The organism is Actinoplanes sp. DH11, assembly GCF_020873875.1.
Classification (GTDB): domain Bacteria; phylum Actinomycetota; class Actinomycetes; order Mycobacteriales; family Micromonosporaceae; genus Actinoplanes.
In genome coordinates, this window is sequence record NZ_JAHWGU010000025.1 from 36,690 (window position 1) to 61,714 (window position 25,025).

General features: G+C 70.2%; 19 protein-coding genes. 8 read left to right on the forward strand and 11 right to left on the reverse strand.

Features of this window, described 5'->3' with window-relative positions; translation table 11 throughout:
- Window positions 1-27: 27 nt before the first annotated feature.
- From LPA41_RS30095 to LPA41_RS30120, 6 genes are all read right to left on the reverse strand, one after another.
- Window positions 28-789: an IclR family transcriptional regulator gene (locus LPA41_RS30095; RefSeq protein WP_229074382.1), complete on the reverse strand. Its 762-nt coding sequence runs from the start codon at window positions 787-789 to the stop codon at window positions 28-30.
- Window positions 782-1,759: a LacI family DNA-binding transcriptional regulator gene (locus LPA41_RS30100; RefSeq protein WP_229074383.1), complete on the reverse strand. Its 978-nt coding sequence runs from the start codon at window positions 1,757-1,759 to the stop codon at window positions 782-784. Before LPA41_RS30100 ends, LPA41_RS30095 begins: the two co-directional genes overlap by 8 nt.
- Before the next feature lie 93 nt (window positions 1,760-1,852).
- Entirely contained in the window at window positions 1,853-4,408 is a 2,556-nt protein-coding gene (locus LPA41_RS30105) for an alpha-L-rhamnosidase (protein WP_229074384.1), read from the reverse strand.
- 33 nt (window positions 4,409-4,441) lie between these two features.
- Window positions 4,442-5,341 carry a carbohydrate ABC transporter permease gene (locus LPA41_RS30110; RefSeq protein WP_229074385.1) on the reverse strand — a complete coding sequence of 300 codons (900 nt, stop codon included), beginning with the start codon at window positions 5,339-5,341 and terminating at the stop codon, window positions 4,442-4,444.
- A 2-nt stretch (window positions 5,342-5,343) separates the two neighbouring features.
- On the reverse strand, window positions 5,344-6,228 hold the full coding sequence (locus LPA41_RS30115) for a carbohydrate ABC transporter permease (RefSeq protein WP_229074387.1): 885 nt from the start codon (window positions 6,226-6,228) through the stop codon (window positions 5,344-5,346).
- A gap of 61 nt (window positions 6,229-6,289) precedes the next feature.
- Complete coding sequence (locus tag LPA41_RS30120; protein ID WP_229074389.1) at window positions 6,290-7,591, reverse strand: extracellular solute-binding protein; 1,302 nt, start codon at window positions 7,589-7,591, stop codon at window positions 6,290-6,292.
- A 249-nt stretch (window positions 7,592-7,840) separates the two neighbouring features.
- Here LPA41_RS30120 and LPA41_RS30125 point away from each other — a divergent pair, with 249 nt between their 5' ends.
- Entirely contained in the window at window positions 7,841-8,854 is a 1,014-nt protein-coding gene (locus LPA41_RS30125; protein WP_229074391.1) for a LacI family DNA-binding transcriptional regulator, read from the forward strand.
- Window positions 8,855-9,006: 152 nt separating this feature from the next.
- Here the strand turns inward: LPA41_RS30125 and LPA41_RS30130 are convergent, their stop codons facing one another.
- The 3 genes from LPA41_RS30130 to LPA41_RS30140 form a co-directional block, all read right to left on the reverse strand.
- Window positions 9,007-9,384, reverse strand: coding sequence for a hypothetical protein (locus LPA41_RS30130; RefSeq protein WP_229074393.1), 378 nt, complete (start codon window positions 9,382-9,384; stop codon window positions 9,007-9,009).
- Window positions 9,385-9,921: 537 nt separating this feature from the next.
- Window positions 9,922-11,007: a hypothetical protein gene (locus LPA41_RS30135; protein ID WP_229074394.1), complete on the reverse strand. Its 1,086-nt coding sequence runs from the start codon at window positions 11,005-11,007 to the stop codon at window positions 9,922-9,924.
- A gap of 6 nt (window positions 11,008-11,013) precedes the next feature.
- On the reverse strand, window positions 11,014-12,027 hold the full coding sequence (locus tag LPA41_RS30140) for a hypothetical protein (RefSeq protein ID WP_229074396.1): 1,014 nt from the start codon (window positions 12,025-12,027) through the stop codon (window positions 11,014-11,016).
- Window positions 12,028-12,516: 489 nt separating this feature from the next.
- On the opposite strand from LPA41_RS30140, the gene LPA41_RS30145 reads away from it, so the two are divergent.
- From LPA41_RS30145 to LPA41_RS30155, 3 genes are all read left to right on the forward strand, one after another.
- Entirely contained in the window at window positions 12,517-13,602 is a 1,086-nt protein-coding gene (locus LPA41_RS30145) for a DICT sensory domain-containing protein (protein ID WP_229074398.1), read from the forward strand.
- A 291-nt stretch (window positions 13,603-13,893) separates the two neighbouring features.
- Window positions 13,894-14,916 carry a glycoside hydrolase family 11 protein gene (locus LPA41_RS30150; RefSeq protein ID WP_229074399.1) on the forward strand — a complete coding sequence of 341 codons (1,023 nt, stop codon included), beginning with the start codon at window positions 13,894-13,896 and terminating at the stop codon, window positions 14,914-14,916.
- A gap of 116 nt (window positions 14,917-15,032) precedes the next feature.
- Window positions 15,033-16,736 (forward strand): glycoside hydrolase family 43 protein, encoded by a 1,704-nt coding sequence (locus LPA41_RS30155; protein ID WP_229074401.1) that lies wholly within the window; start codon window positions 15,033-15,035, stop codon window positions 16,734-16,736.
- Here the strand turns inward: LPA41_RS30155 and LPA41_RS30160 are convergent.
- The gene (locus tag LPA41_RS30160) at window positions 16,682-18,211 is read right to left on the reverse strand and encodes an alpha-N-arabinofuranosidase (RefSeq protein ID WP_229074403.1); all 1,530 of its coding nucleotides are present in this window, start codon (window positions 18,209-18,211) and stop codon (window positions 16,682-16,684) included. The two genes, LPA41_RS30155 and LPA41_RS30160, sit on opposite strands and share 55 nt — an antisense overlap.
- 224 nt (window positions 18,212-18,435) lie before the next feature.
- Between LPA41_RS30160 and LPA41_RS30165 the strand changes: the two genes are divergently transcribed.
- The 4 genes from LPA41_RS30165 to LPA41_RS30180 are packed head-to-tail and all read left to right on the forward strand — an operon-like array spanning window position 18,436 to window position 24,093.
- Window positions 18,436-19,722 (forward strand): ABC transporter substrate-binding protein, encoded by a 1,287-nt coding sequence (locus LPA41_RS30165; protein WP_229074405.1) that lies wholly within the window; start codon window positions 18,436-18,438, stop codon window positions 19,720-19,722.
- A 5-nt stretch (window positions 19,723-19,727) separates the two neighbouring features.
- Window positions 19,728-20,717 (forward strand): carbohydrate ABC transporter permease, encoded by a 990-nt coding sequence (locus LPA41_RS30170; protein ID WP_229074406.1) that lies wholly within the window; start codon window positions 19,728-19,730, stop codon window positions 20,715-20,717.
- A gap of 4 nt (window positions 20,718-20,721) precedes the next feature.
- Window positions 20,722-21,540 carry a carbohydrate ABC transporter permease gene (locus LPA41_RS30175; protein WP_229074407.1) on the forward strand — a complete coding sequence of 273 codons (819 nt, stop codon included), beginning with the start codon at window positions 20,722-20,724 and terminating at the stop codon, window positions 21,538-21,540.
- 51 nt (window positions 21,541-21,591) lie between these two features.
- Window positions 21,592-24,093 carry an RNA helicase gene (locus LPA41_RS30180; RefSeq protein ID WP_229074409.1) on the forward strand — a complete coding sequence of 834 codons (2,502 nt, stop codon included), beginning with the start codon at window positions 21,592-21,594 and terminating at the stop codon, window positions 24,091-24,093.
- Here LPA41_RS30180 and LPA41_RS30185 read toward each other — a convergent pair.
- On the reverse strand, window positions 24,065-24,904 hold the full coding sequence (locus LPA41_RS30185; protein WP_229074411.1) for a flagellar M-ring protein FliF C-terminal domain-containing protein: 840 nt from the start codon (window positions 24,902-24,904) through the stop codon (window positions 24,065-24,067). The two genes, LPA41_RS30180 and LPA41_RS30185, sit on opposite strands and share 29 nt — an antisense overlap.
- Window positions 24,905-25,025: the final 121 nt, after the last annotated feature.

Sequence of the window (25,025 nt, forward strand, 5' to 3'; positions counted from 1 at the left end):
CACCCTAGGCGAGTCCACTCTCCTCGATCAGCCCCGCGCGGGGGTCGCGGCGAGCAGCGTCCGGGTGATGCCGCGGGCGGCGGCGCGCAGGGCCGGGACCGCCGCCGGGGCGCGCCCGTCGTTCGGGACGATCGCGGACAGGCCGGCGATGACCGGGCTGCCGGGGCCGGTTCCGGCGGTCACGGGTACGCCCACGCCCGTAGCGTCCGGATGGATGTGACCGGGACAGATCACGTACCCCTGCTGCCTGATCCCGGCCAGGACGCCGCGCAGCCGCGCCGCCGTGGTGATCGTCGCGGGGGTGAGGGCCGGCAGCGGGCCGTCCAGCACGCGCTGCTGGACCTCGTGCGGGGCGTGCGCGAGCAGCACCAGGCCGGCCGAGGAGGCGTGCAGCGGCAGCCGGCCGGCCACCCGGGTCACGTTGATCACCGCGTCGCGGGCGGAGAGCCGCTCGACGAAGAGGACCTCGCCGCCTTCCAGGACGCCGATCTGCACGTGGTGGCCGATGACGGCGTGCAGGTCCTCGAGGAACGGCATCGCGGCCTCCCGCAGGCCCAGCGTGGGCGAGGCGCGCTGGGCGAGTTCCCACAGCCGCATCCCGATGCGTACGCCACCGGCTGCGGACCGTTCCAGCAGCCCCTCGGCGACCATCGTGGCGATCAGCCGGGACGCCGTGGCCACGTGCAGGCCGGCCCGGCGCCCGATCTCGGAGACCGACAGCTCCGGGTCGTCGGGCGTGAACGCGCGCAGGATCCGGGCGGCCCGCGCGAGGACCGACTCGTCAGGCACCGCGGCGGGTGGTGGACTCGCGGACCACCAACTCCGGCTGGAAGACGATGTCCTGCGGGGTGTGTCCGGGATTGTTCATCTCGTCGAGGACCTGGCGCACCGCCGCCTCGCCGAGCGCGGCGGCCGGCTGGTGGACGCTGGTGAGCTCGACGGCGGCGGCGGCGCTGGCCAGGTCGGTGCCGTCGAAGCCGACGACGGCGAGGTCCTGCGGGATCCACCAGCCGTGCTGGGTGACGGTCTGCACCAGGCCGGTGGCGATGAGGTCGTTGGCGCAGAAGACGGCGGTGGGCCGGTCGTCGCCGGTCAGGGTGGTGAGCCGGGCGCCGACGGCGAGACCGTCGGCGATGCCGTCGCCGTCGGTGCCCATCCAGGTCAGGGTGGCGCCGGCGGCACCGGCGACGGTAGTCGCGCCCTGATAGCGCTCGTCGTGGCGCCAGCCGGCGAAGGCCAGCCGGCGGTGGCCCTGGTCGAGCAGGTGCCGGGCGGCCAGCTCACCGCCGAGCAGGTCGTCGCTGCGGACCGCGCTGCGTCGGCGGCCGGGCACCTCGCGGGCCAGGACGACGACCGGGGTGCCGCGTTCCTCGATGACGGCCAGCAGCGGGTCGTGGACGTCGTGCGGTGTGATGATCAGGCCGTCGAGGCGGCGTTCGGCGAGCCGGGTCAGCAGCCGCTTCTCGCGTTCGTGCCGGCCGATGCCGGTGTTGAACAGGGCGAGGTCGGCGCCTGCGGCGGTGGCGGCGCGCTCGGCGCCGGCGGCGACCTCGGCGAAGAACGGGTTGCCGAAGTCGAGCACGACCAGGCCGATGGTGCGGGTGCGGCCGACCCGCAGGGCGCGGGCGGCGGCGTTGGGCACGTAGCCGACCTCGGTCATCGCGGCCAGCACCCGTTCCCGGGTTTCCGGGTTGACCAGGTGCGGCCGGTTGAGCGTGTTGCTCACGGTGCCGTCGGAGACGCCTGCCACGCGAGCCACATCCCGGATCGTCGCGCGTGCCACTGCCGTCCTCTCGCACTGCCCACCGGTCGGTGGCTCCCGGACAGAGGGTACGGGAGCCACCGCGCCACCTCAGAACCGTTGCCGGGCCGGGAGTGGCTGGATCGGGTCGTCGACGGCCGGCCGGAACGGCACGGTGAACAGGTGCTCCCCCGCGCCGGCGGTCGCCGGGCCGGCGCCGGGCAGGTCGATCACGGCGTCGCAGCCCGGCGGGATCGTCACCGCCACGTGCAGGGTGCCGGCGTCCCGATGCCAGGCGACGGCGACCTCACCGTACGGGGACAGGTGCCGTGCCGCCGCGTGCGTGAGCCCGCCGCCGGGCCGGGGCCGCACCGACACCGTCCGGTAGCCGGGCGCGGCCGGTGCCAGCCCGGCGACGGTCCGGTGCAGCCAGTCGGCGACCGCACCGAGGGCGTAGTGGTTGAACGACGTCATGTTGCCCGGGTTGACGGTGCCGTCGGGCAGCATGCTGTCCCAGCGTTCCCAGATGGTGGTGGCGCCCATCGTGACCGGGTAGAGCCAGGACGGGCAGCCGGTCTCCAGCAGCAGCCGGTACGCCTCCTCCAGGTGCCCGGTCTCGCTCAGCGCGTCGAGCACGAGCGGGGTGCCGGCGAACCCGGTGCCGATCCGGAACTCGGCGTCCCGGACGAGCTGGGCGAGCCGGTCGCCGGCCGGCCCGCGCTGCTCGGGGGTGAGCAGGTCGAAGCAGATGGCCAGGGCGTACGCGGTCTGCGCGTCGGAGACGCAGCGGCCGCCGGCGGTGACGAACTCGCGGCGGAACCCGTCGGTCACCCGGCGGGCGAGCTCGTCGTAGGTGGCGGCGTCGTCGTCCTTGCCGATCAGCCGGGCCTGTCCCGCCAGCAGCCGCGCCGAGTGGGCGAGGTAGGCGGTGGCGACCAGGTAGGGGTCGGTGCGCGCCTGCTCCGGCCGGTCCGGCGGGGCGGCCGGGTCTAGCCAGTCGCCGAGTTGCAGGCCGGTCGAGATGACGTCGCGGTCGTCGAGCATCCGCCGGCAGGCGTCGACCCAGGCGCGGGCGGTCTCGTACCCGGCCAGGATCGGCGTGGGGTCACCGGCCCGGTCGTGGAGCACCTGCGGCACCACGGTGGTGGCGTCGCCCCAGACCGCGCAGTGGAACTGCGGGAAGTCGGTTTCGATGTGCGGGACGTAGAGCGGGACCAGCCCGTCGTCGCCGGTCTCGGCGGCCACGTCGGCGAGCCACCCGGTGACGGTACCGGTCGCGTCGTACAAAAAGGCGGCGGTGGGCGCGAAGACCTGCAGGTCGCCGGTCCAGCCGAGGCGTTCGTCGCGTTGCGGGCAGTCGGTGGGCACCGAGACGAAGTTGCCGCGCATGCTCCACCGCACGTTGTCGTGCAGCCGTTGCAGCAGCGGGTTGGAGCAGGTGAACGTGCCGGTCTCGGGCATGTCGTCGTGGCAGACCACGGCGACGACGGCGGCCGGGTCCAGGTCGCCGGGCCAGCCGGTGATCTCGGCGTACCGGAAGCCGTGGTAGGTGAACCGCGGCTCCCACGTCTCCTCCCCGTCCCCGGCGAGCACGTAGACGTCGTGGGCGTCGGCGGTGCGGATCGGGCGGGTGCAGAGCCGCCCGTCCTCCAGGACCTCGGCGTGCCGCATGCCGATCTCGGTGCCGGCCGGGCCGGTCACGGTGATCCGCAGGCGGCCGGCCAGGTTCTGCCCGAAGTCGAGCAGGTGGGTGCCGGCGTCGACGCGGGTGACCTCGATCGGCGGCAGGGTCGCGGTGCGGCGCACCGGCGGGCCGGTGGGCGCGGTCAGCGCACCGACCTGGGGCGATTTCAGCTGTACGGGCTGCCGCTCCCCGGCCACGACGCGGGCGTCGTGGCGCTCACCGTCGTAGATGCCGGAACTCAGGATCGGCCCGTACGACCAGGCCCACGTCTCGTCGGTGACGACCCGCTCGATCGACCCGTCGGTGTGCTCGATCTCCAGCTGGGCCAGCAGCGCGGTGTCGGCGCCGTAGCGTTCGCCGATCCGGTTCCAGCCGTACTCACCGCGCCACCAGCCGTCGGCCAGCCAGCCGGTGATCGTGTTGTCCCCGCTCCGGAGCAGGTCCGTGACGTCGTAGGTCTGGTAGTGCAGCCGGTGGTGGTAACTGGTCCAGCCGGGCGCGAGCACGTCGTCACCGGCCGGCACCCCGTTGACGTGCATCTCGTGCAGGCCGCAGGCGGTCACGTAGAGCCGGGCGCGCGCGACGTCCGCCCGTACCCCGAAATCGCGCCGCAGCAGGACCGGCCGCCGGTCCCCCGCGGTGGTGTCGGTGGAGCCGACGAACCGGGCCTGCCAGTCGCCGGGCGTGAGCAGTCCGGTCTCGACGGTCGTGGTGGCGCTCCACGCGGTGGGTTCGGTGGAGCCTTCGGCCCAGACCCGGACCCGGACGTCGGCGCGTTCGCGGGACGCCAGCGCCGGGCCGGGCCAGGCGACCAGCACGCTGTCCGCGGACTCGATGATGTCGCTGGTCCAGCGGCCGGCGTCGACCTGGTAGGCCCGCTGCCGCCAGCCGGGTTCGGTGGTCTCGACCTGCCAGGACAGCCGCGGTGCGGGTTCGCCGATGCCGAGCGGCCGGGTGTGGTGTTCGATGCGGGGTGCGCGCACACGCGTACCCCGGTGGTTCTGGTGCGACAAAGCTCAGCCCTTCACCGCGCCGGCCGCCAGGCCGCGCATGACTCGCTGGTTGAGGAAGATGTAGATGGCCAGGATCAGCAGCACGTTGATGCAGATGGCGGCGAAGGTGGGACCGTACTCGACGACGCCGAACTGGCCGGTGAAGTTGAGCAGGCCGACCTGCACGGTGCGCTGGGCGTCGTCGGTGGTGAAGGTCAGCGCGATGAGCAGGTCGTTCCAGAGGAAGAAGAACTGCACCAGCGCGATGGTCAGCACCGAGTTGCGCATCATCGGGAAGCCGATCGACCAGAACGAGCGGATCACGCTGGCGCCGTCCATGGTGGCGGCCTCGAACACCGTCTTCGGGATGGCCCGGAAGTAGGTGGCCATCATGAACACGGTCAGCGGCAGGCCGGTCGCCGTGTACGTGATGATCAGCGGCCACAGCGTGCCGGTCAGGTGCAGCTGGAAGTAGACGGTGAACAGCGGCAGCAGGATCATCTGGCCGGGGATCATGATGCCGGCCAGGAACAGCATCAGCGTGGTCTGCCGGCCCTTCCAGACGAGCACCTCCAGGGCGAACCCGGCGGCGGTGCCGAGCACGATGATCAGCGCGAGCGACGGCAGCACGGTGAGCAGCGAGTTCTGCAGGTAGGTGGCGACCGACGACCAGGCCTGCGTGTAGTTGGCGAAGTTGGTGAAGCTCTCCGGCAACGAGGTGGTCGGCTTGTTGAGGAACTCGTCCTGCGTCTTGAAGGAGCCGAGGAAGAGCCAGATCAGGGGGTACGCGACGACGAGCAGCAGCAGACCGACGAGGGCGTGCCCGGGCAGTCGCCGCAGCGTCCGGCCGACGTTGCGGTTGCGTGCGGGGCGCCGCTTCGTGACTGCCGGCGCCGGCGTGGTGGGTTCGGTGGTCAGTGTCATGGTCACCCCAGCCCGGTGTCGCGACGGGTGCCGCGGAAGATGAAGACGGTGACCAGCAGGCACAGCGCGGTCAGCGTGAGCGCGATCGTCGAGCCGTACCCGTAGTCGCCGTAGGCGAACGAGGTCTGGTACATGTACAGCGTCAGCGGGGTGGTGGCGCTGCCCGGCCCGCCACCGGTGAGCGCGTAGATCGAGTCGAACGCCTTGAGGGTGCCGTTGATGCTGAACACCAGCGAGGAGACGAGCACCGGCAGCGACAGCGGCACGATGATGCTGCGGATCAGCCGCCAGGTCGAGGCGCCGTCGATCGAGGCGGCCTCCATCACCTCGTCGGGGATGTCGAGCAGGCCGGCGTAGAGCAGCACCGCGTAGAACCCCATCGACCGCCAGATGTCCATCAGTGCGACGACGAAGAACGCGTTGCCGGGGGTGCTGAACCAGTCGATCCCGGTGCCGCCGAACGCCTCGATGGCGGCGTTGACCGGACCGGTCTGCGGCGCGAACTCGAAGAACTTCTGGAACAGCAGCGCCACCGCGACGGTGGGCAGGATGACCGGGAAGAAGACCAGGGTACGCACGATCGAACCGGCCCGGCGCAGGAAGAACACGTAGAGCAGGGAGAGCAGGTAGCCCACGAGGACCTGGCCGACCGTGATGACCACCGCGTACTTGACGGTGAACCACAGGGCGCCGGGCAGCGCCGGGTCGTCGAGCAGTTTGCTGAAGTTCGCCGTGCCGGCCCAGGTGAACCCGGAGATGACGCTGCCGGTGAAGAACGTGTACCCCAGCGACCACAGCATCGGCAGCAGCATCACCAGGGAATAGACCAGCAGCGCCGGTCCGAGGAGGATGGCGACCGACTTCCGGTCGCCGAGCACGCTGTGCATCCTTTGGATACGTCCCTTCGTCCGGATGCCGGCGGCCGGGGCCGCCGGCATCCACCGGTGATCAGCTCAGGTTCGAGGTGACGGTCTGCATGAACTTCTCGCCGGTCAGCTGGCCGCCGCCGAGCAGGCCGCCGTTGCCCTGGCTGACCGTGGTCGCCTTGGCGGAGAAGTACGCCTCGAACCACAGGACGCTTGTCTGCACGCCCGCGATCTCGTCCTGGATCTGCTTGGTCAGGGCCGGGACCTCGACGGCGGCGTCGGTCTTGAAACCGGTGATCTGGCTGGAGTCGCGCAGCGCCACGGTGCCGTAGTTGTCGACGATGCACTTGACCCAGGCCTGGGTGTTGGTGTCGTTCTCGTACGCCTTCTTGGAGATGGCAATCGCGGTGCCGACGTTGGCCGGGGTCTGGTCGGCGGTGCCGGCGCCGCCGGCGACGGTCGGGAACTTGAGGAAGCCGACGTTGTCCGCGCCGATCTTGTTCTTGCTCTCGTCGTTGAAGTCGGACAGCGCCCAGGAGCCCATGTAGATGAAGGCGGCCTTGCCGGTCAGGAACGTGTTGAGCGCGGTCGCGTAGTCGATCGAGGTGGGCGACTTGCCGAAGTAGCCGGCCTTGCCGAGCGCGGCGATCGCGTCGGCACCCGCGACGTACTGCGGGTCGGTGAGCTTGGCCTGCCCGTCGGCGACCTTCTTCAGCGCGTCCGGGCCCTGCTGACGCAGGATGTAGTTGCCGACCCAGCGGGTCACGCCCCAGCCGTCGCCGCCCTTGCCGGCCGCTGAGATCGGCTGGACACCGGCGGCCTGCAGCTTCGCGAACGCCGCGACCAGGTCATCCCAGGTGGCCGGCGGCGTGGTGATGCCGTTGTCGGCCAGCAGCTTCTTGTTGTACCAGATGCCCTCGATGTTCAGCTCGGTCGGCAGGACGAGCTGCTTGCCGTCGTAGAGCGCCTTGATCACCGAGCTGGCGGCGGGCTGTACGCCCGTGGAGACGGCGGCCGCGTCGAGCACCGTGCCGTTGTCGGCGAGCTGGCTCGTCAGCGACGGCGCGTTGGCCGCGGTGAACAGCTGCGGCAGCGCGCCCTGGCCGGCGAGCAGCTGCAGCTGCTGGTCGAGGCTGGCCTGCGCCTGCTTCTTGATGTCCAGTGGCTGCGCCGTGTTCTGGGTGGCGCACTCCTTCTGGCTCAGCGTGGTGAGCGTGCTGGCGATCGTGGTGTTCTCGTTGATCGCCAGGAACGAGAAGTTCTTGGCGGAGCTGCCGCCGGACGCGCTGTCGTCGCCGCCACCACCGCAGGCCGCGGTGGACAGGGCCAGAGCGACGACGCCGGCCGCGGCGAGCAGGTTCTTGGGCTTGAAGACGGATGCCACAGGTCCTCCTAGACGACTGCGGTGCACTTTTTTGAAGCGTCTAAAGAGTCGACGCGGCCCCTCAGGACGTCAAGTAGGTCACACCAAGAGGTTTCTGTGATCCACATGAAACAAGCATTTTACCTGGTGAAACGTTCGCTATAACGATTCAATAACCGAGCCTGGCCCTAGCTGTGCCGCTACACACAGGCCTCCACGTGCCGCACTTGAGGGTCGAATCATTGAAGCGTCTGGCGTACGCTGCGGGCCATGGCCAGGATCGAGGACGTCGCCGTGCGCGCCGGGGTGTCGGTCGGCACGGTGAGCAACGTGCTCAACCGGCCGCAGGCCGTCTCCCCCGCCACCCGCGCGAAGGTGCAGGCCGCCATCGCCGAACTCGGTTACGTGCCGCACGCCGCCGCCCGGGCCCTGGTCGCCGGGCGCACCTCCACCATCGGCCTGGTCGTGCCCGAAGTGACGAACCCGTTCTTCGCCGACCTCGCCCGCGGCGCCGAGGACGTCGCCGACGAGCACGACGTCACCGTGATGCTCTACAACAGCGACAAGTCCGCCGACCGGGAGCTGCGCTACCTCGGCCAACTGGAGACGCAGCGGGTGCAGGGCATCCTGGTCACCCCGGTCCGGCAGGTGACCGGCGGGATGGACGCGCTCGTCGCGCGCGGCACCCCGGTGGTGCTGCTCGACCACCCGGCCGGCCGGCGCAACATCTGCTCGGTGACGGTCGACGACCACACCGGCGGCGCCCTGGCCGCCACCCATCTGATCGAACGCGGTCACCGGCACATCGCCTTCGTCGGCGGCCCACTGACCGTCGTGCAGGTCGGCGCGCGGCTCGCCGGCGCCCGCGAAGTGGTCGAGGCGGCCGGCGGCACCCTGGAGGTCATCGAGACGCGCGGCCTCGGTGTCGCGGCGGCCCGCACCGCGGCGACCGACTTCGCCCGCCGGCCGGCCGCGACCCGGCCCACCGCGATGTTCTGCGCCAACGACATCCTCGCCCTCGGCGCCCTGCAGACGGCCACCCGCGAAGGGCTGCGGGTCCCGGACGACCTGGCGATCGTCGGCTACGACGACATCGACTTCGCCGCGGCCGCCGCCGTGCCGCTCACGTCCGTGCGGCAACCCCGCCACCAGCTCGGCCGGGTCGCCGCACAACTGCTCTTCGAGGAGATCCACGAGCCGGCACAGCACGGCCACCGGCAGGTCGTCTTCCAGCCCGAGCTGATCGCCCGCGAGTCCAGCCGGGTGCCCGCCCACGCGGGCTGACCGCCCACGCGGGCTGACCGGCCACGCGGGCTGACCGGCCACGCAGGTTGATCGGCCACGCGGGCTGACCGGCCACGCGGGCCGGTTCCGGCGCACGTCCGGCTGCCCGGTCCAGCGTCCGCCGCCGGTGATCAGATTCGGTCAATCCGGGGTCAGCGCGGCTGCCGCTCGGCCGAGCCGCGGCCGAGGGCCGCCCAGATCTCGGTGACCGTGTGGAAGACGACGCCCTCGGGCAGCCCGTCCAGGTCGGCGAGCACGTCGTCCGGTGCCGCGAGGGCCTCCGCGCCGCGGCGCAGGGCGGCCCGGTCACCGGGCATGCTGGACAGCCCGATGTAGCGGCCGAACCGGCTGAGATCGGACGCGGCGTCGGCGTTGGGCACGCGGCTCACCTCGGGCTGGTCCTCCCCCGGCGGTTCGGCGGTCTTCCACTCCTCCGCCCGGCCACCGGCGACGCCCTGAAGGGTGCCGCGGACCTCCTGCTTCATGCCCTCGTCCAGGCGAGGCCCGTGCTTGCTGCTCACTCGTTCCATGCCACAGGCATACCCCCGCCCAATCGGGATAACCCACTCAACCCGGGCACCCGCGAGGCGCCCATGGCGAGATGTTGATCTGCTAGCGCTACGAAATTGCTGTGATCAAGGGGTCAAAACCGCGATTTCGCACCGCTAGCAGATCAACACCGCCCGCGCAGATCAACATCGCCCTGCGGAGCCAGCGCAACCGACCGCGGCGGCTTGTCCAGCGGGCGAACCCACATCTACGGGCCGGCAGACCCGGATGGATCGCGCCAGAGCCAAGGGCAGGCATCGGCCGTCACCGGCGGGCTGGTCGCCCCGTCGATCGTCCTTGACCCCGGGCGTTGCACCGACCGTGCCGCCAGTGACCCAGCCCAGGCCTTTGCTGCGGGCGCTACCCGGTGGCCGTGCCGGCCATGACTGCCGTTTCCGGGCCCACGTACGCGCTCCGCGCCGCGCCCGCTCCATCACAGATCGGCAGAAAGCCCGCCCCGGCGGTGGACGGAACCCGTGCCGGACCTGCCCCATGAGGCTTCGCTCGCCCGGTGATCTTCAGCTGGCCAGGAACCAGTCGTACTCGATGGTGTAATGCGCTCCCATTTCCTTGATGACGTGAGCCTGAGGTCTGCCGATACCGGCGTGCTGCCTGACCTGTTCAGGGTCAGGGATCGTGATTTCTATGGTCTGCGGCGTGAACGGGTCGTTCTGGAGACCCTTGTCGATCGCCGCGACGATTTCTTCGAATGCTTTTCCGGCGAGCGCGCCCACCGCGGCGCCCAGGACATTTCCCACGCCCGGGATCAACGTGCCGATCGTTGCGCCGACGATTTCCCCCGCTGCCGATTTCGCTGCGTTTTCCACCGCACCTCTGACCGCCTTACCGACCTTTTCGTTGAGGTCCTTGAAGGAACTGGCGAGATCTCCGTTGTCCTTCTCGACGAGCAACAGGGTCACCGCGAAGGTCCGCGGCCAGTCGGCGGGTCGCCGCAGGTCGAAGTTCATCAGCACATGGGGGTTTCGCCGCCACGGATCTCGGACGGCGTTCTCGGAGACGTCGCCGATCAGCGGGGTGTTCATGGTTCGAGCCACCGGTTTTCCGCCGGCACCGAGGCTGACGTTGCCGGATTCAGTACCGATGGCCGACAGATACACTTCGTCGCTTGCGCCTTGCAGGAAATCGTCGGTGGACTCGTGTTCGATGAAATAGCGGAGGCGGAACTGCAGACGCGGCGGCAGTTCCCGGGCGGTCCGGGCCTTGGTGACGAGTTCCCGGAGAGTGCGCACCCGCGCCTGCGTCAGCACCGCTCGCACACCATGAGGTCGTAGACCGTCGACGCCCAGCTGAATGATCGCGCCGCGAACCCATGGCGCAGAACCCGGTGCCGCCGTCGCCGGGTCGGCGAACCCGTCGCCGGGACCATCCGGTTGCCTGCCGGCTGCCGCGGCGCCGTCGGCCAGAACGCCTCCGCCGTCGGCCAGAACACCTCCGCTGACGACCACACCGACGCCGGCGCCCCCGGCGAGCAGCAGTGCACGTCGCGAGGCGATCAGCCGCGAGAACGGCGGATCATCCTCCTGATCGTGCCCGTGGCGTCCTTCAGAGTTGGGCCCGGACACTTCGTTCTCGACGGCTGCCATGCCCGGTCACCTCAGCCCGACCAGGACCAGGACCTGGCCCGTACCGGAGGGAAGGGCGGTCAGCGCCTTGCCCACCACCGCGCCGATGCTCGCGAGCCGGTCCCCCGCGCGCATCGCATGACCAGGACGAGTGGATGTGGTCAGGAGGTCACCCACCGCGATCGGATCATCCGTCGCATCAGCCAGGCACCACGCCTTGCCGACGACCGCGATCGGTTGCCGTTCCCGTGTGGTGTCGTGCGTGCGATCCAGCACGAGTGCCGGCACTCGATCCCCGGCGCCCGAGATGATGCCGGCCACCCGGTTGTCGTACGGCTCGCCACAGGTGCCGACCCTGCCGTCCTCGTCGAGCACGACCACCGAACCCGGTTGCAGAAGTTCCGCCGTCTCGCCGGGGACCGTCTGGACCTCGAATTGCTCAGCGACGTCCGCGCCCACCAATTGGACGTCGCCGTTGACGATCAGATTGCGAGTGACACGAACGTCGCCGTCGAAGTAACCGGCCGGCCCGGATGCGCTCTTCCCGTACACGCCCGGCCCACCCGCGGAGTTGGCACCCACCACCGCAGCGAAGGTGTTCGAGCGCCCGGCACCGTGCACGCCCTCACCCGACGCACTCTCGCCGTACACCCCGGCACCACCCGCGGAGTTGGTGCCCACGACCGCGGCGTGGTCGTTCGAGCGCCCGACACCGCGCACACCCTCACCCGACGCACTCTCGCCGAACACACCCGCACCACCCGCGGAATTGGCGCCCACCACCGCGGCGTGGCCGTTCGAGCGCCCGACACCGCGCACACCCTCACCCGACGCACTCTCGCCGAACACACCCGCACCACCCGCGGAATTGGCGCCCACCACCCCGGCATGACCGCCCGATCGCCCGACACCGCGCACACCCTCGCCCTGGTCGCTTTCTCCCAGGACGCCGATCTCATTCGCTCCGGTGACTTTGCCTTCAAGTCCTGGCATGCGGATTTCCTTTCGAGCTGCTTGACGATTGTCGGGTGAGCGCGCCACGGTGAGCCGCCGGCTCCATCAGTCATGCTGTGAATGGCGAAGTACCACGCGCCGCGCCGATTGGCCGCGAGACGCCGGCGGAGTCCGCCGCAGGTCAAGCCTACGGAAATCTACCCATGACTGCTTCGACACGCCCGAAGAAAAGGTACGACGTACAAGTGCCGATCAACGTCGCTGGAATAGTCATTGCCGGGCTATGGTCACCGCGAGAAAAATGCGACGCGTGCACGAGCTGACTCCGAGCAACACTCGTCCCGCGCTCACGATAGCCCCGTGCCACATGAAGATCCGGGGCTTGAAAAAAGACAGACCCTGGTTCACCGCATCGACACAACGTCAGGACCACCGCGGTGGCAACCCGGCAGCCCGCTCCGCGCTCACCGCCCGGGACGCCGCCGCCCGGTACGACCGATCGGGGCCTTTGATGTCGGCGGCTCGGCCTGGCTCACGCGTTCGAGCCATCGTGATCTATTCGTCTAGGCTGCGCTGGTGTCGAACACCCCGGACAGGCGCACATTCACGAAACGCACGCTGGTGACTCTCTCCCACGCCCTCGAGCGGACGGCTCTGGCCGCGGCGGAGGACGGGCCGATGGTGGTTCTCGCGCTCTTCCAGCGGGCGCCGTACTTCGCACGGGAACGCCAGGTGTACGACCGGATCGCCGTGCGTGCGGCGGCCACCGTGGTCTGCATGGTCGCCGACGAACCGCCGGCGGCCGGGACCGGCACGCACGTGGTGCTGCTGCATCCCGACGAGGAGGCGGCCCGGGAGTGGACGGTGGTCGTGCTGACCCCGCGCTTCGGTGCCGTGCTCAACGCCTACGACCGGGAACAGGTGGACGGCTCCGCGGCGACGCTGGAGGCGGGCCGGCTCTTCGACGGCTGGTGGAGCCTGCGCCGCGACGACGCCCTGCACGAGGTGCTACGCCTGCGCAGCATGCTCGGCGATCGTCTCGCCCCGGACGCCCTCGCCGCCCTGGACGGCGCCGTCGCCTACGTCCGCGATCTGCCGGCCGGCACCGGTGAGCGGCGGGCCGACGCCGCGGTCCGGTTCCTGCTCGAGCAGGTCGAGCGCGACAGCGCCCGGCTCGCCCGCCGGCAGGCCGCCGCCGCGGACCGGCCCGTGGTGAGCGGACCGGCGGAGGTCGGGCGCTGGTCCGGCAGCGGCGGGGTCACCGCTTCCGGAACCCTCCCGGTGGCCCTGCTGGGTGTGCGCGTCCCGGCCGCGCAGCAGTTGCCCGAGCAGACCGGCCGGCGCGCCGGGATGCTGCGCAACGAGGGGCTGCTCGGCGTGCTCGGCCCCCTGCTGCGTGACGCCGACCGGATGACCAGGCTGGACGACGACACGTTCCTGCTGATGCTGCCCGCGCTCTCCGCCGACGACGCCGTGAAGCTGGCGCACCGGGTGGGCGCGGATCTGCTCGCGGCGAGCGCGCGGGACACGTTCACGCCGGCCACGGCGCACACCGTCGTGACGGTCACCCGGCAGCGCCCGTTCCCGGTGGACCACATCCGGCAGGCGCTGTCCTGGGCCGAGCGGCAGGGCATCCCGGTGGCCACCTTGAACGGGGATTGACGCGTACGCCCGACCTGACCGAAAGTTTCGGAAGTACACGTGTCACTTCATGCCCGCCTGCAATGCAAGACCGCAGGCGGGATTCACGTTTTTGCCTGCTCAACGGCCGCGAACTGCCGTTATGGTCCTACACCGCGCCCGTAGATCAACTTCGGTATTTCCGTAATGTTTCCGGAAGTTGTTGACAAGCCGAAGACGTACGGGCCACGATCTCGCAGTGACGGGCCTCGATGGCCGTCATCCCCGCGGGGCTGTTCCCCGTCAGCCCCTTCGTAAGGAGGACGCGCTCACATGACCGCAGATCTCGCCCGACCCCCGCGCCACCGACGTGGCCGCATCCGCCTGTTCACGGCCGCCGCCTGTGCCGTCGCGATGGCGGTGGCCGGGGTGACCGTGGCAGGCACCGCGCACGCCGAGGCCGACCGGACCCTCACCTCGAACCTCACCGGAACCCACAACGGCTACTACTTCTCGTTCTGGAAGGACAGCGGCAACGCCAGCATGACGTTGCGCGCCGACGGCCGGTACACCAGCAGCTGGGACCGCAGCACCAACAACTGGGTAGGCGGCAAGGGCTGGGCCACCGGCAGCCGCCGGACGGTCAGCTACTCGGGCACCTACAACCCGGGCAACAACAACACCTACCTCGCCCTGTACGGATGGACGCGCAACCCGCTCATCGAGTACTACGTCGTCGAGAACTTCGGCAGCTACAACCCGAGCAGCGGCGCCCAGCGGATGGGCACGGTCACCACCGACGGCGGCACGTACGACATCCTGCGCAGTCAGCGGGTCAACGCGCCGTCGATCGACGGCAACCAGACGTTCTACCAGTTCTGGAGCGTCCGCCAGCAGAAGCGCAGCTCTGGCACCATCACCACGGCGAACCACTTCGACGCCTGGGCGCGCGCCGGGCTGAACCTCGGCACCAACCACGCCTACCAGGTGATGGCGACCGAGGGTTACCAGAGCAGCGGCAGCTCCGACATCACCGTCCGGGAGGGCAGCGGCGGCAGCCCCGGCAACCCGTCCAGCCCGCCGCCGAACAACAGCAACTGCAACGCGACGCTGTCGGCCGGTGAGCAGTTCGGCGACCGGTTCAACCTCAACGTCGCGGTCAGCGGCACCAGCACCTGGACCGTCACGCTCAACCTCAACGGCGGCCAGAGCGTGCAGAACAGCTGGAACGCCGCGGTCAGCGGGACGAGTGGCGCGGTCACCGCGAGACCGAACGGCAACGGCAACAACTTCGGCGTGACGATCATGGCCAACAACAACTGGACGTGGCCGACGATCACCTGCCGAGCCGGCTGAACCGACCGAGCCGGCTGAACCGACCGGCTGGCCGAACCGGCCGGCCTCACCAACACCGTACTCGTGGCGCGGCGGGCCGGTCCGCCGCGCCACCTTCGACAAGTCGGAGGGTTCCCATGACGATCGCCAAGACCGCGGTCTCGCCCGTCGGTGACGGCGAGGCCGATCGCCCGATCATCCGGAACCCGGTGCTGCCGGGCTTCCACCCGGACCCGTCGATCCTGCGGGTCGGCGCCGACTACTACATCGCCACGTCCACGTTCGAGTGGTACCCGGGCGTGCGGGTGCACCACTCGACGGACCTGGTGGACTGGCGGCCGCTCGGCGGCGTGCTGACCGAGCGCCGGCTGCTCGACCTCACCGGGACGGCCGACTCGTGCGGTGTCTGGGCGCCCAATCTGACGTACGCCCACGGGTTGTTCCATCTGCTCTACGCCGACGTGGCGACGTTCGCGGGCGGATATTGGGATCCGCAGAACTACCTGGTCACCGCGCCGAGCATGACCGGGCCCTGGTCGGATCCGGTGGTGCTGCACGGCCGCGGCTTCGACGCCTCGCTGTTCCACGACGAGGACGGCACCACCTGGATGCTGTCGATGCGCGCCGACTGGCGGCCGGGCCGTAACCGCTTCGCCGGCATCTCGATCCAGCAGTACGACAGGCGGGAACGCCGCCTGGTCGGCCCGGACCGGATCATCTTCGACGGCACCGAGGCCGGTCTCACCGAGGCGCCCAACATCTACCGCAAGGACGGCTGGTACTACCTGGTCACCGCGGAGGGCGGCACCAGCTGGGCGCACCAGGTCACCGTCGCCCGGTCCCGGCACCTGTTCGGCGAATACCGGGCCGACCCGGCCGGTCCCCTGCTCACCTCGGCGGGCCACCCCGACCTGACGCTGCAGAAGGCGGGCCACGGCAGCCTGGTCCGGACGCCCGCCGGCGAGTGGTACCTGGCGCACCTGACGGCCCGGCCGGTGCAGCCGTCCGTCCGGTGCGTCCTGGGCCGCGAGACCGCCCTGCAACGGGTGGACTGGCCGGCCGGCGAGTGGCCGAGGATTCCCGGCGGCGTGCCCGCCGAGCTGGTCCCGGCCCCCGCCGGCGCCGCCCCGGCGGTCCGGCCGCCCTCGTCCGAGCAGTTCGAGGACGATCATTTCGACGCCCCGGTGCTCGGCCCCAACTGGTCGACGCTGCGCCGCCCGGCCACGCCGGACTGGCTCGACCTGTCCGCCCGGGCGTCGCACCTGCGGATCCGGGGCGGCCAGTCACCGATGGCCCGGCACCGGCCGAGCCTGGTGGCCCGCCGGGTGACCGACCCGTGCTGCACCTTCGAGGCGACGTGCGAGTTCGAGCCCGGCACCTTCCGCCGGCTGGCCGGGGTGACGGCGTACTACAACTCCCGGAACTGGTACTACCTGCACGTGACCGCCGACGACGACGGCACGCCGGTGCTCGACGTGCTGTGCTGCGACAGCGGCCGGGTCACCGCCTCGGGCCTGCGCCGGCCGCTCGGCGGCGTACACCGGGTGGGGTTGCGGATCCGCCTGGACGGACCCGCCCTGACCTTCGCCTGGACGCCCGGCCCCGACACCGGCGGCGCCTGGCAGGAGCTCGGACGCACCTTCGACGCCACCACGCTGTCCGACGAGTACGCCGCGACGATGGTTCCCGGGGAGCCGGAGGCGTGGGGCTTCACCGGCGCCTTCGTCGGGTTGTGGGTGCAGGACCTGGGCGCCGACGGCGGGTACGCCGACTTCGACCGGGCCGTCTACCGCACCGCGCAGGCGCCGCTCACCGTGACGAACGAGTGGGCCGGCAGGTGAACCCGTAGCGTGCCGCCGTGCAGCGCCACCCCGTCGTACGGCCGCGGCGCCACCGTCGACGGCGACTGCGCCGTGTTGTGGTCCTGCACGGCGGCGGACGTCAGGATCACCGCCTCGGCCGTCTCGAGGGCGCCGCCGCGCAGGTCCAGTTCCACGTCCGCGGGGGCCTCGGCGTCCAGGTTGGACAGCGACACGAGCAACCGCCCGTCCTTGCGACTGGCCGACATCGAGACGGTGGTCAGGGTCGCGTCGCCGACCTGGCGGGACGGCAGTGGGGTGCGCGGGTCCACCCGCAACGACGTGGCGTCCTGGTGATCGCGGTTCATCCGGAAGACGTGGTAGGTCGGGGTGAGCACCAGGGCGTTCGTCTCCGGGTCGGTGAGGATCATCGCCTGGAGCACGTTCACCGTCTGCGCGATGTTGGCCATCACCAGCCGGCCGGCGTGCCGGTGGAACACGTCGAAGTGCACGCTCGCGACCAGGGCGTCGCGCAGGGTGTTCTGCTGGTGCAGGAAGCCGGGGTTGGTGCCGGGCGCCACGTCGAACCAGGTGCCCCACTCGTCAAGTACCAGCCCGACGCTCCCGGCCGGGTCGTAGCAGTCCATCACCGCCGTGTGACCGGCCAGCAGTTCCTCGACGCGGGCCGCCGCCACCATCGTCCGGTAGTGCTCGTCGGTGCCGAAGTCGGTGGCCGAGCCCTTCTCGTCCCAGCTGGGCCCGGTGATCGTGTAGTAGTGCAGGGACAGCGCGTGGTACCCGGTGCTGCGCACGTGCCGGCAGCCCAGGTGCCCGACCTGTTTCATCAGGGTCTCGGTCCAGGCGTAGTCCTCGCCGTTGGCACCGGCAGCGATCTTGTAGAGCCGGTTGTCGCCGTAGTCGCGGCAGTAGGTGCCGTAGCGGCGGGCCTCCTGCGCGTAGTGCTCGGCGGTCATGTTCCCGCCGCACCCCCACGCCTCGTTGCCCAGCCCCCAGAACCTGACCCGCCACGGCTCGTCGCGGCCGTTGGCCTTGCGCAGCCGGGCCATCGGTGAGTCGCCGTCCCGGGTCAGGTACTCCACCCAGTCGCTCATCTCGCGCACGGTGCCGGAGCCGACGTTGCCGCTGATGTACGGCTCGGCGCCGAGCAGCTCGCACAGCGCCATGAACTCGTGGGTGCCGAAGTGGTTGTTCTCCTCCACCCCGCCCCAGTGCGTGTTCACCATGACCGGCCGCTGGCCCCTCGGCCCGATGCCGTCCTGCCAGTGGTATTCGTCGGCGAAGCAGCCGCCCGGCCAGCGCAGGTTCGGGATGCGCAGGGCGCGCAGGGCGTGCACGACGTCGAGGCGGATGCCGCCGGCGTTCGGGATCGGGGAGTCCTCGCCGACCCAGAAACCGCCGTAGACGCACCGGCCCAGGTGCTCGGCGAAGTGCCCGTACAGATGCCGGTTGATCCGCGGACCGCCGAGGTCCAGGTTGATGACGGCTTCGAGGGTCATCAGCTGCCTTTCACCGTTGTTCCGCCAGCGAAACTTCCGCCGACTTTCGCTGTGTCTCTTGGTATCACGCCGCGGCACCGGGGGCACCTACCGGCGTTGAGCACATTACGCACGCGTTACGTCGGATCGATACGCATGTCTTGACATCGCTGCCGCCTCTTCATAGCTTAAGCGCCATCTTCCGGAAACACTCCGAAACTTTCGCTACCGAGAGGTGGGGCTTCATGGCACCTAACCGGACCCTCGCAATGGCTGCCGCCGTGGCGCTGAGCGCCCTGAGCCTGGCCGCCTGCGGGAGCGACGACGGCGGCACCGACGCCGGCGGCGACGTCACGATGCAGTTCTGGCACAACGCCAGCACCGGGCCGGGCAAGGACTTCTGGGCGAAGACGGTCGCCGACTTCCAGACCGCCAACCCGAAAGTCAAGATCAAGATCCAGCAGGTGCAGAACGAGGACCTGGACGGCAAGCTGCAGACCTCGCTGAACTCCGGTTCCGCGCCCGACATCTTCCTGCAGCGCGGCGGCGGGAAGATGGCCGCGATGGTGGAGGCGGGCCAGCTCAAGGACATCACCGCCGACATCTCCGCCGAGACGAAACAGGCGGTGGGCGACGCGGCCCTGCGGACCGGGCAGGTCGACGGGAAGGCGTACTCCGTACCCGTCTCGATCCTTCCCGGGGGTTTCTGGTACAGCAAGGACCTGTTCCAGAAAGCCGGCATCACGACGCCACCGGCCACCATCGACGAGCTCAACACCGCGGTGACCAAGCTCAAGGCCAACGGCACGCCGATCGCGCTCGGCGGCAAGGACGCGTGGCCGGCCGCCCACTGGTACTACTTCTTCGTCCTGCGCGCCTGCAACCAGGCGTCGCTCGACGCGGCTGCCAAGGACAAGAACTTCAGCGACCCGTGCTGGACCAAGGCCGGTGAGGACCTCAAGGCCTTCGCCGACACCAAGCCCTTCAACGACGGCTTCCTGACCACCTCGGCACAGCAGGGCGCGGGCAGCTCGGCGGGCCTGGTCGCCAACTACAAGGCGAGCATGGAACTGATGGGCGCGTGGGACCCCGGTGTGATCGCGTCGCTGACCAAGGACACCAAGCCGATGCCCGACCTCGGGTTCTTCCCGTTCCCGGCAGTGCCCGGCGGTCAGGGCGACCCGGCCGCGATCATGGGCGGCGCGGACGGTTACTCCTGCTCGGCGCAGGCGCCCAAGGAGTGCGCCGACTTCCTCAACTACATCCTCACCAAGGACGTGCAGGAGGGCTACTACAAGGCCTTCAACGCGCTGCCGGTCAACAAGGACGCCCAGGGAGCCGTCACCGAGGAGTACCTCAAGGCGGTGCTCGACGCGTACAACAAGGCGCCGTACGTCTCGCAATGGCTTGACACGGTGTACGGCCAGAACGTCGGTAACGCCCTGAACATCGGTGTCGTGAACCTGCTCGCCGGCAAGGGCGACGTCGCCGGGATCATCCAGGCCGTGAACGACGCGGCCAAGAAGGGCTGAGAGGCGTGGCGGTCACTGAGGACGCACCCGTCCACAGGGCACGGCTCGGGGGTGGCGTGCGGACGCCGCCCCCGGTCCGTCCCCGCCGGCGCGGGATCGGCTGGGCACAGCGCCTGGAGATCGCCGCCCTGTCCGGCCCGGCGATCCTGATGTTCGTCGGCTTCGTCATCTTCCCGGTGCTGATGGCCGCGTACTACGGCTTCTACCGCTGGAAGGGTTTCGGGCCGCCGACCGACTTCGTCGGCCTGGACAACTACGTCACCATCCTCAAGGACACCGCGTTCCACGAGGCGCTGTGGCACAACGGCCAGATCGTCGTGCTGTCGATCGTCCTGCAGGGCCCGATCGCGCTCGGCCTGGCGTTGCTGCTCAACCATCGGATGCGCGGCCAGTCGGTGATCCGGGTGCTGATCTTCGTGCCGTACGTGATCTCCGAGGTGATCGTCGGCACGGCCTGGGCCCTGATGCTGCAGACCAACGGCGCGGTCAACGACATCCTGCGCACGATCGGGCTCGGCGGGCTGACCGAGGACTGGCTGGCGAACCCGAAGATCGCCATCTGGACCCTGATGCTCATCCTGACCTGGAAATACGTCGGGTTCGCGGTGATCCTGTTCCTGGCCGGCATGCAGAACATCCCGTCCGAGCTGACCGAGGCCGCCGCGGTCGACGGCGCCTCCTACTGGCAGACCCAGCGGCGGATCATGCTCCCGCTGCTCGGGCCGACCATCCGGATCTGGGCCTTCCTGTCGATCATCGGCGCGTTGCAGCTGTTCGACCTGGTCTACATCATCTGGGGCCAGTACGTCGCGTCGACCGCGGGCACGTCGACCATGGCGACCTACATGGTCACCGAGGGCCGCAACGCCGGCAATTACGGGTACGGCAACGCGGTGGCGGTCGTGCTCTTCGTCATCTCCATGATCATCGCGCTCGTGTACCAGCGTTTCGTTCTGCGCCGGGACACCGAGGGCGCCCTGACCTCAGGACGGTAAGGACATGTCCAGAACCACCCGCCCCGCCGTCTACCTCGCCGCCCTGATGCTCGTCGGTCTCATGCTGGGGCCCGTCATCTACATCATCATCGGCGGCTTCCGGACCAACTCGCAGATCACTAGCGAACCGGCCGCCCTGCCGGACCCGTGGGTGTTCGGCAACTACACCGACGTCCTGACCGGCGACACCTTCTGGCGGCAGGTCGGCAACTCCACGTTCGCCGCCCTGGTCACCACCGTCGGCGTCGTCGGCCTCGGCGTGATGGCCAGCTACGTCCTCGCCCGGTACCGCTTCCGCGGCCGCGGCGCCATGTACGCGCTGTTCGCCGCCGGCCTGATGTTCCCGATGACTGTCGCCATCACGCCGCTCTATGTGCTGATCAAGAACCTGGGCCTGATCAACACCCTGCCCGGCGTCATCCTCCCGCAGATCGCCTTCGGCCTGCCCACCACGATCATCATCCTGGTGCCGTTCCTGCAGGCGATCCCCAAGGAGATCGAGGAGGCCGCGGCCATCGACAGATGCAGCCGGCTCGGCTTCTTCTGGCGGATGGTGCTGCCACTGTCGGTACCCGGCTTGATCACCACCGGGATCCTGGCCTTCATCGCCAGCTGGAACAGTTACCTGCTGCCGCTGTTCATCCTCAACGACCAGGAGGGTTTCACGCTGCCGCTGGGCGTGCAGGCGTTCGCCTCGGAGTACTCGGTCGACACCGCCAAGGTTCTCGCCTTCACCTCACTGTCGATGATCCCGGCGCTGATATTCTTCAGCCTCTTCGAACGCCGCATCGTCGGCGGCCTCACCGGCGCGGTCAAGGGCTGAGCGGGGGCACCCGCACGCGGACCTCCGGGATGCTGACAGACTTGGGGGATCATGACGCTCACCGACCGCCTCCCGGGCACTGCCGAACCCGACGCCGTCTTCGATGCCTTCCAGGCCTGGGTGACGGAGCAAGGCCTGACGCTCTACGCGCATCAGGAGGAAGCGCTCATCGAGGTCGCGACCGGGGCGAACGTCATCCTGAACACCCCGACCGGTTCCGGTAAGAGCCTGGTCGCGACCGGCGCGCACTTCGCCGCCCTCGCCGACGGCCGCACCACCTTCTACACCGCACCGATCAAGGCGCTGGTCAGCGAGAAATTCTTCGCACTGTGCGCGGTGTTCGGCGCGCACAACGTGGGCATGCTGACCGGTGACGCCAGTGTGAACGCGGATGCGCCGATCATCTGCTGCACCGCGGAGATCCTGGCGAACCTGGCGTTGCGGGAGGGCGCGGACGCCGACGTCGGCCAGGTCGTGATGGACGAGTTCCACTTCTACGCCGAACCGGATCGCGGCTGGGCGTGGCAGGTGCCGCTCATCGAGTTGCCGCAGGCCCAGTTCATCCTGATGTCGGCGACGCTCGGCGACACCACCCGGTTCGTCGACGACCTCACGAAACGCACCGGGCGCACGACAGCGGTGGTCAGCAACGCGGAGCGGCCGGTGCCGCTGATGTTCGAGTACGCGATGACGCCGCTGCACGAGACGATCGAGGAACTGCTCTCCACCAAGCAGGCGCCCGTCTACATCGTGCACTTCACGCAGGCCGCGGCCCTGGAACGCGCGCAGTCGCTGATGAGCATCAACATGTGCACCCGCGAGGAGAAAGACAAGATCGCGGCGGCGATCGGCAACTTCCGGTTCACGGCGGGCTTCGGGCGTACGCTGTCCCGGCTGGTCCGGCACGGCATTGGCGTGCACCACGCGGGGATGCTGCCGAAGTACCGCCGGCTCGTGGAAACCCTCGCGCAGGCCGGCCTCCTCAAGGTCATCTGTGGGACGGACACGCTCGGTGTCGGCATCAACGTGCCGATCCGGACCGTGCTGTTCACCGGTCTGTCCAAGTACGACGGTGTGAAGACGCGGCTGCTCAAGGCCCGCGAGTTCCACCAGATCGCGGGCCGGGCCGGCCGGGCCGGGTTCGACACCATCGGCACCGTCATCGTGCAGGCCCCCGAGCACGTGATCGACAACGAGCGCGCCCTGGCGAAAGCCGGCGACGACCCGAAGAAGCGCCGCAAAGTGGTGCGCAAGAAGCCGCCGGAGGGGCAGATCGGCTGGGGCCGGCCCACGTTCGACCGGCTCGTCGACGCCGACCCGGAGCCGCTGACCTCGTCGTTCCAGGTGTCGCACGCGATGCTGCTGAACGTGATGAACCGGGGCGGTGACCCGTACCAGGCGATGCGGCACCTGCTCACCCAGAACCACGAGGAGCCGAACGCGCAGCGCCGGCACATCCGCCGGGCCATCGCGATCGCGCGGGCCCTGATCGCCGGCGGGGTCATCGAGCGGGTCACCTCGCCCGACGGGCAGACCGCCGTCTACCGCCTGGTCGAGGACCTGCAACTCGACTTCGCGCTGAACCAGGCGCTGTCGCCGTTCGCGCTGGCCTGCCTGGAACTGCTCGACCGGGAGGCCCCGGAATACCCGCTCGACGTGGTCTCGGTGATCGAGTCGACGCTGGAGGACCCACGCCAGGTGGTCTCGGCGCAACGCCAGAAGGCGCGCGGCGAGGCGGTCAACGCGATGAAATCCGAGGGCATCGAGTACGAGGAGCGCATGCAACTCCTCGAGGACGTGACCTGGCCGCAGCCGCTGAAGGAGTTGCTGGAGGCCGCGTACGAGACGTACCGGCAGGGTCACCCGTGGGTCGGCGACTACGAGATCAAGCCGAAGTCCGTGGTCCGCGACATGTTCGAGCGGGCCATGACGTTCACCGAGTACGTCTCCTTCTACGGCCTGTCCCGCTCCGAGGGCCTGGTGCTGCGGTACCTCGCGGACGCGTACCGTGCGCTGCGCCAAACCGTGCCCGAGGACGCCCGCACCGAGGAACTCACCGACCTGATCGAGTGGCTGGGTGAGCTGGTCCGCCAGGTCGACTCCAGCCTGCTCGACGAGTGGGCGCGGCTGCAGAACCCGTCGGGCGAGATCGACGAGGTACGCCTCGACGACAAGCCGCCCGCGGTCACCCGCAACGCCCGCGCGTTCCGCGTCCTGGTCCGCAACGCCATGTTCCGCCGCGTCGAACTGGCCGCGCTGCGCCGCTGGGACCTGCTCGGCGAGTTGGACGCCGAGCACGGCTGGCCGGCCGAGCGCTGGCAGAAGGCGATCCAGGAGTACTACGAGGAGTACGACGAGCTGGGCACCGGCCCGGCCGCGCGCGGACCGGCGTTGCTGCACATCGAGCAGGGCCCGGCGGTGTGGACGGTCCGTCAGGTCTTCGAGGACCCGGACGGCGACCACGACTGGGGCATCGACGCCACCGTGGACCTGGCGGCCTCGGACGAGGCCGGCACGGCCGTGATCACGGTGACGGCGGTGGGCCCGCACTGAGGGTGCCCGGCGCCCGCGAGGACACGGGGGCGCCCAGCACGGCGGTGACGGTGATCGGGGCCCGGTCCGGCATGCTCGGCGGGCCGGCTCGGCCGACTTTTCGCGGGTCGGCTCGGCCAGCTTTTCGCAGGCGGACCAGTAGGGCGGCCGTCAGGAGAAGCAGGGCCAGGAGCGCGCCGGCGAGCACGGCCGGGCGTTCGGCGGCCTGCGCGAGCAGCGGCGCCTGTTCCGGGATGGCCGACGCGGCGGCCGGCCGGGCGGCGGCGTGCAGGGGCAGCGCGGTGACGACCACGGTGTCGCCGCGGCCCGGGTCGACGCCGGCGGCCGCGCCGACGAGTTCCCGCACCGCGGCCAGGTCGACCGGGGCCGCGGCGTCCACGATCACGGCCACGGCCAGCTTCTCGATGTCACCGGGGGCGTTGCTGCGGGTCCGGTGCACCGCGTCGAGGGCCTGGGTCCGCGCGGTGCTGGCGGCCTCGTACCGTGTGGTGCCGTCGCTGCCGGCGAAGGACCTGCGGCTCAGATTTTCCGACAGCGCACCGATCGCCGGGTCCCGGGTGTAGGTCGTGGTGGTGGTCGTGACCTGGTCGTGGTCGAGTTCGGCGTGCACGGTCACCGACGACCGGCCGGGGCCGACGACGGCGTCGAGCATCCGCTGCAGCGCGGCGTCCAGGCGGTCCTCGAACGCCGCGGTCGTCGCGACCTCCCCGGACAGCGGGACGGGTGTGGCGGCGTACCCGGGTGCGCCGGGGAGCCAGACCCCCGCCGCGAGCAGCACGCCCAGCGCGGCGCGGCGTGTGTCGTACCGCATCCGGTCACCTCCCCCGATTGATCAGCCCCTCCCATCGCCCGTCCACCACCCGTCATGATCGAAGCTGCGGTTGCTGTTCGGGTGCACCGGCGAGCGGCCGACGGCACGCGCCGTCCGGGTC

Excerpts from the sequence above, each read along its gene's own strand:
- LPA41_RS30110 (WP_229074385.1), bottom strand. The coding sequence starts at position 5,341 with ATGACACTGACCACCGAACCCACCACGCCGGCGCCGGCAGTCACGAAG.
- LPA41_RS30115 (WP_229074387.1), bottom strand. The coding sequence starts at position 6,228 with ATGCACAGCGTGCTCGGCGACCGGAAGTCGGTCGCCATCCTCCTCGGA.
- LPA41_RS30125 (WP_229074391.1), top strand. The coding sequence starts at position 7,841 with ATGGCCAGGATCGAGGACGTCGCCGTGCGCGCCGGGGTGTCGGTCGGC.
- LPA41_RS30130 (WP_229074393.1), bottom strand. The coding sequence starts at position 9,384 with ATGGAACGAGTGAGCAGCAAGCACGGGCCTCGCCTGGACGAGGGCATG.
- LPA41_RS30135 (WP_229074394.1), bottom strand. The coding sequence starts at position 11,007 with ATGGCAGCCGTCGAGAACGAAGTGTCCGGGCCCAACTCTGAAGGACGC.
- LPA41_RS30150 (WP_229074399.1), top strand. The coding sequence starts at position 13,894 with ATGACCGCAGATCTCGCCCGACCCCCGCGCCACCGACGTGGCCGCATC.
- LPA41_RS30155 (WP_229074401.1), top strand. The coding sequence starts at position 15,033 with ATGACGATCGCCAAGACCGCGGTCTCGCCCGTCGGTGACGGCGAGGCC.
- LPA41_RS30160 (WP_229074403.1), bottom strand. The coding sequence starts at position 18,211 with ATGACCCTCGAAGCCGTCATCAACCTGGACCTCGGCGGTCCGCGGATC.
- LPA41_RS30165 (WP_229074405.1), top strand. The coding sequence starts at position 18,436 with ATGGCACCTAACCGGACCCTCGCAATGGCTGCCGCCGTGGCGCTGAGC.
- LPA41_RS30175 (WP_229074407.1), top strand. The coding sequence starts at position 20,722 with ATGTCCAGAACCACCCGCCCCGCCGTCTACCTCGCCGCCCTGATGCTC.
- LPA41_RS30180 (WP_229074409.1), top strand. The coding sequence starts at position 21,592 with ATGACGCTCACCGACCGCCTCCCGGGCACTGCCGAACCCGACGCCGTC.
- LPA41_RS30185 (WP_229074411.1), bottom strand. The coding sequence starts at position 24,904 with ATGCGGTACGACACACGCCGCGCCGCGCTGGGCGTGCTGCTCGCGGCG.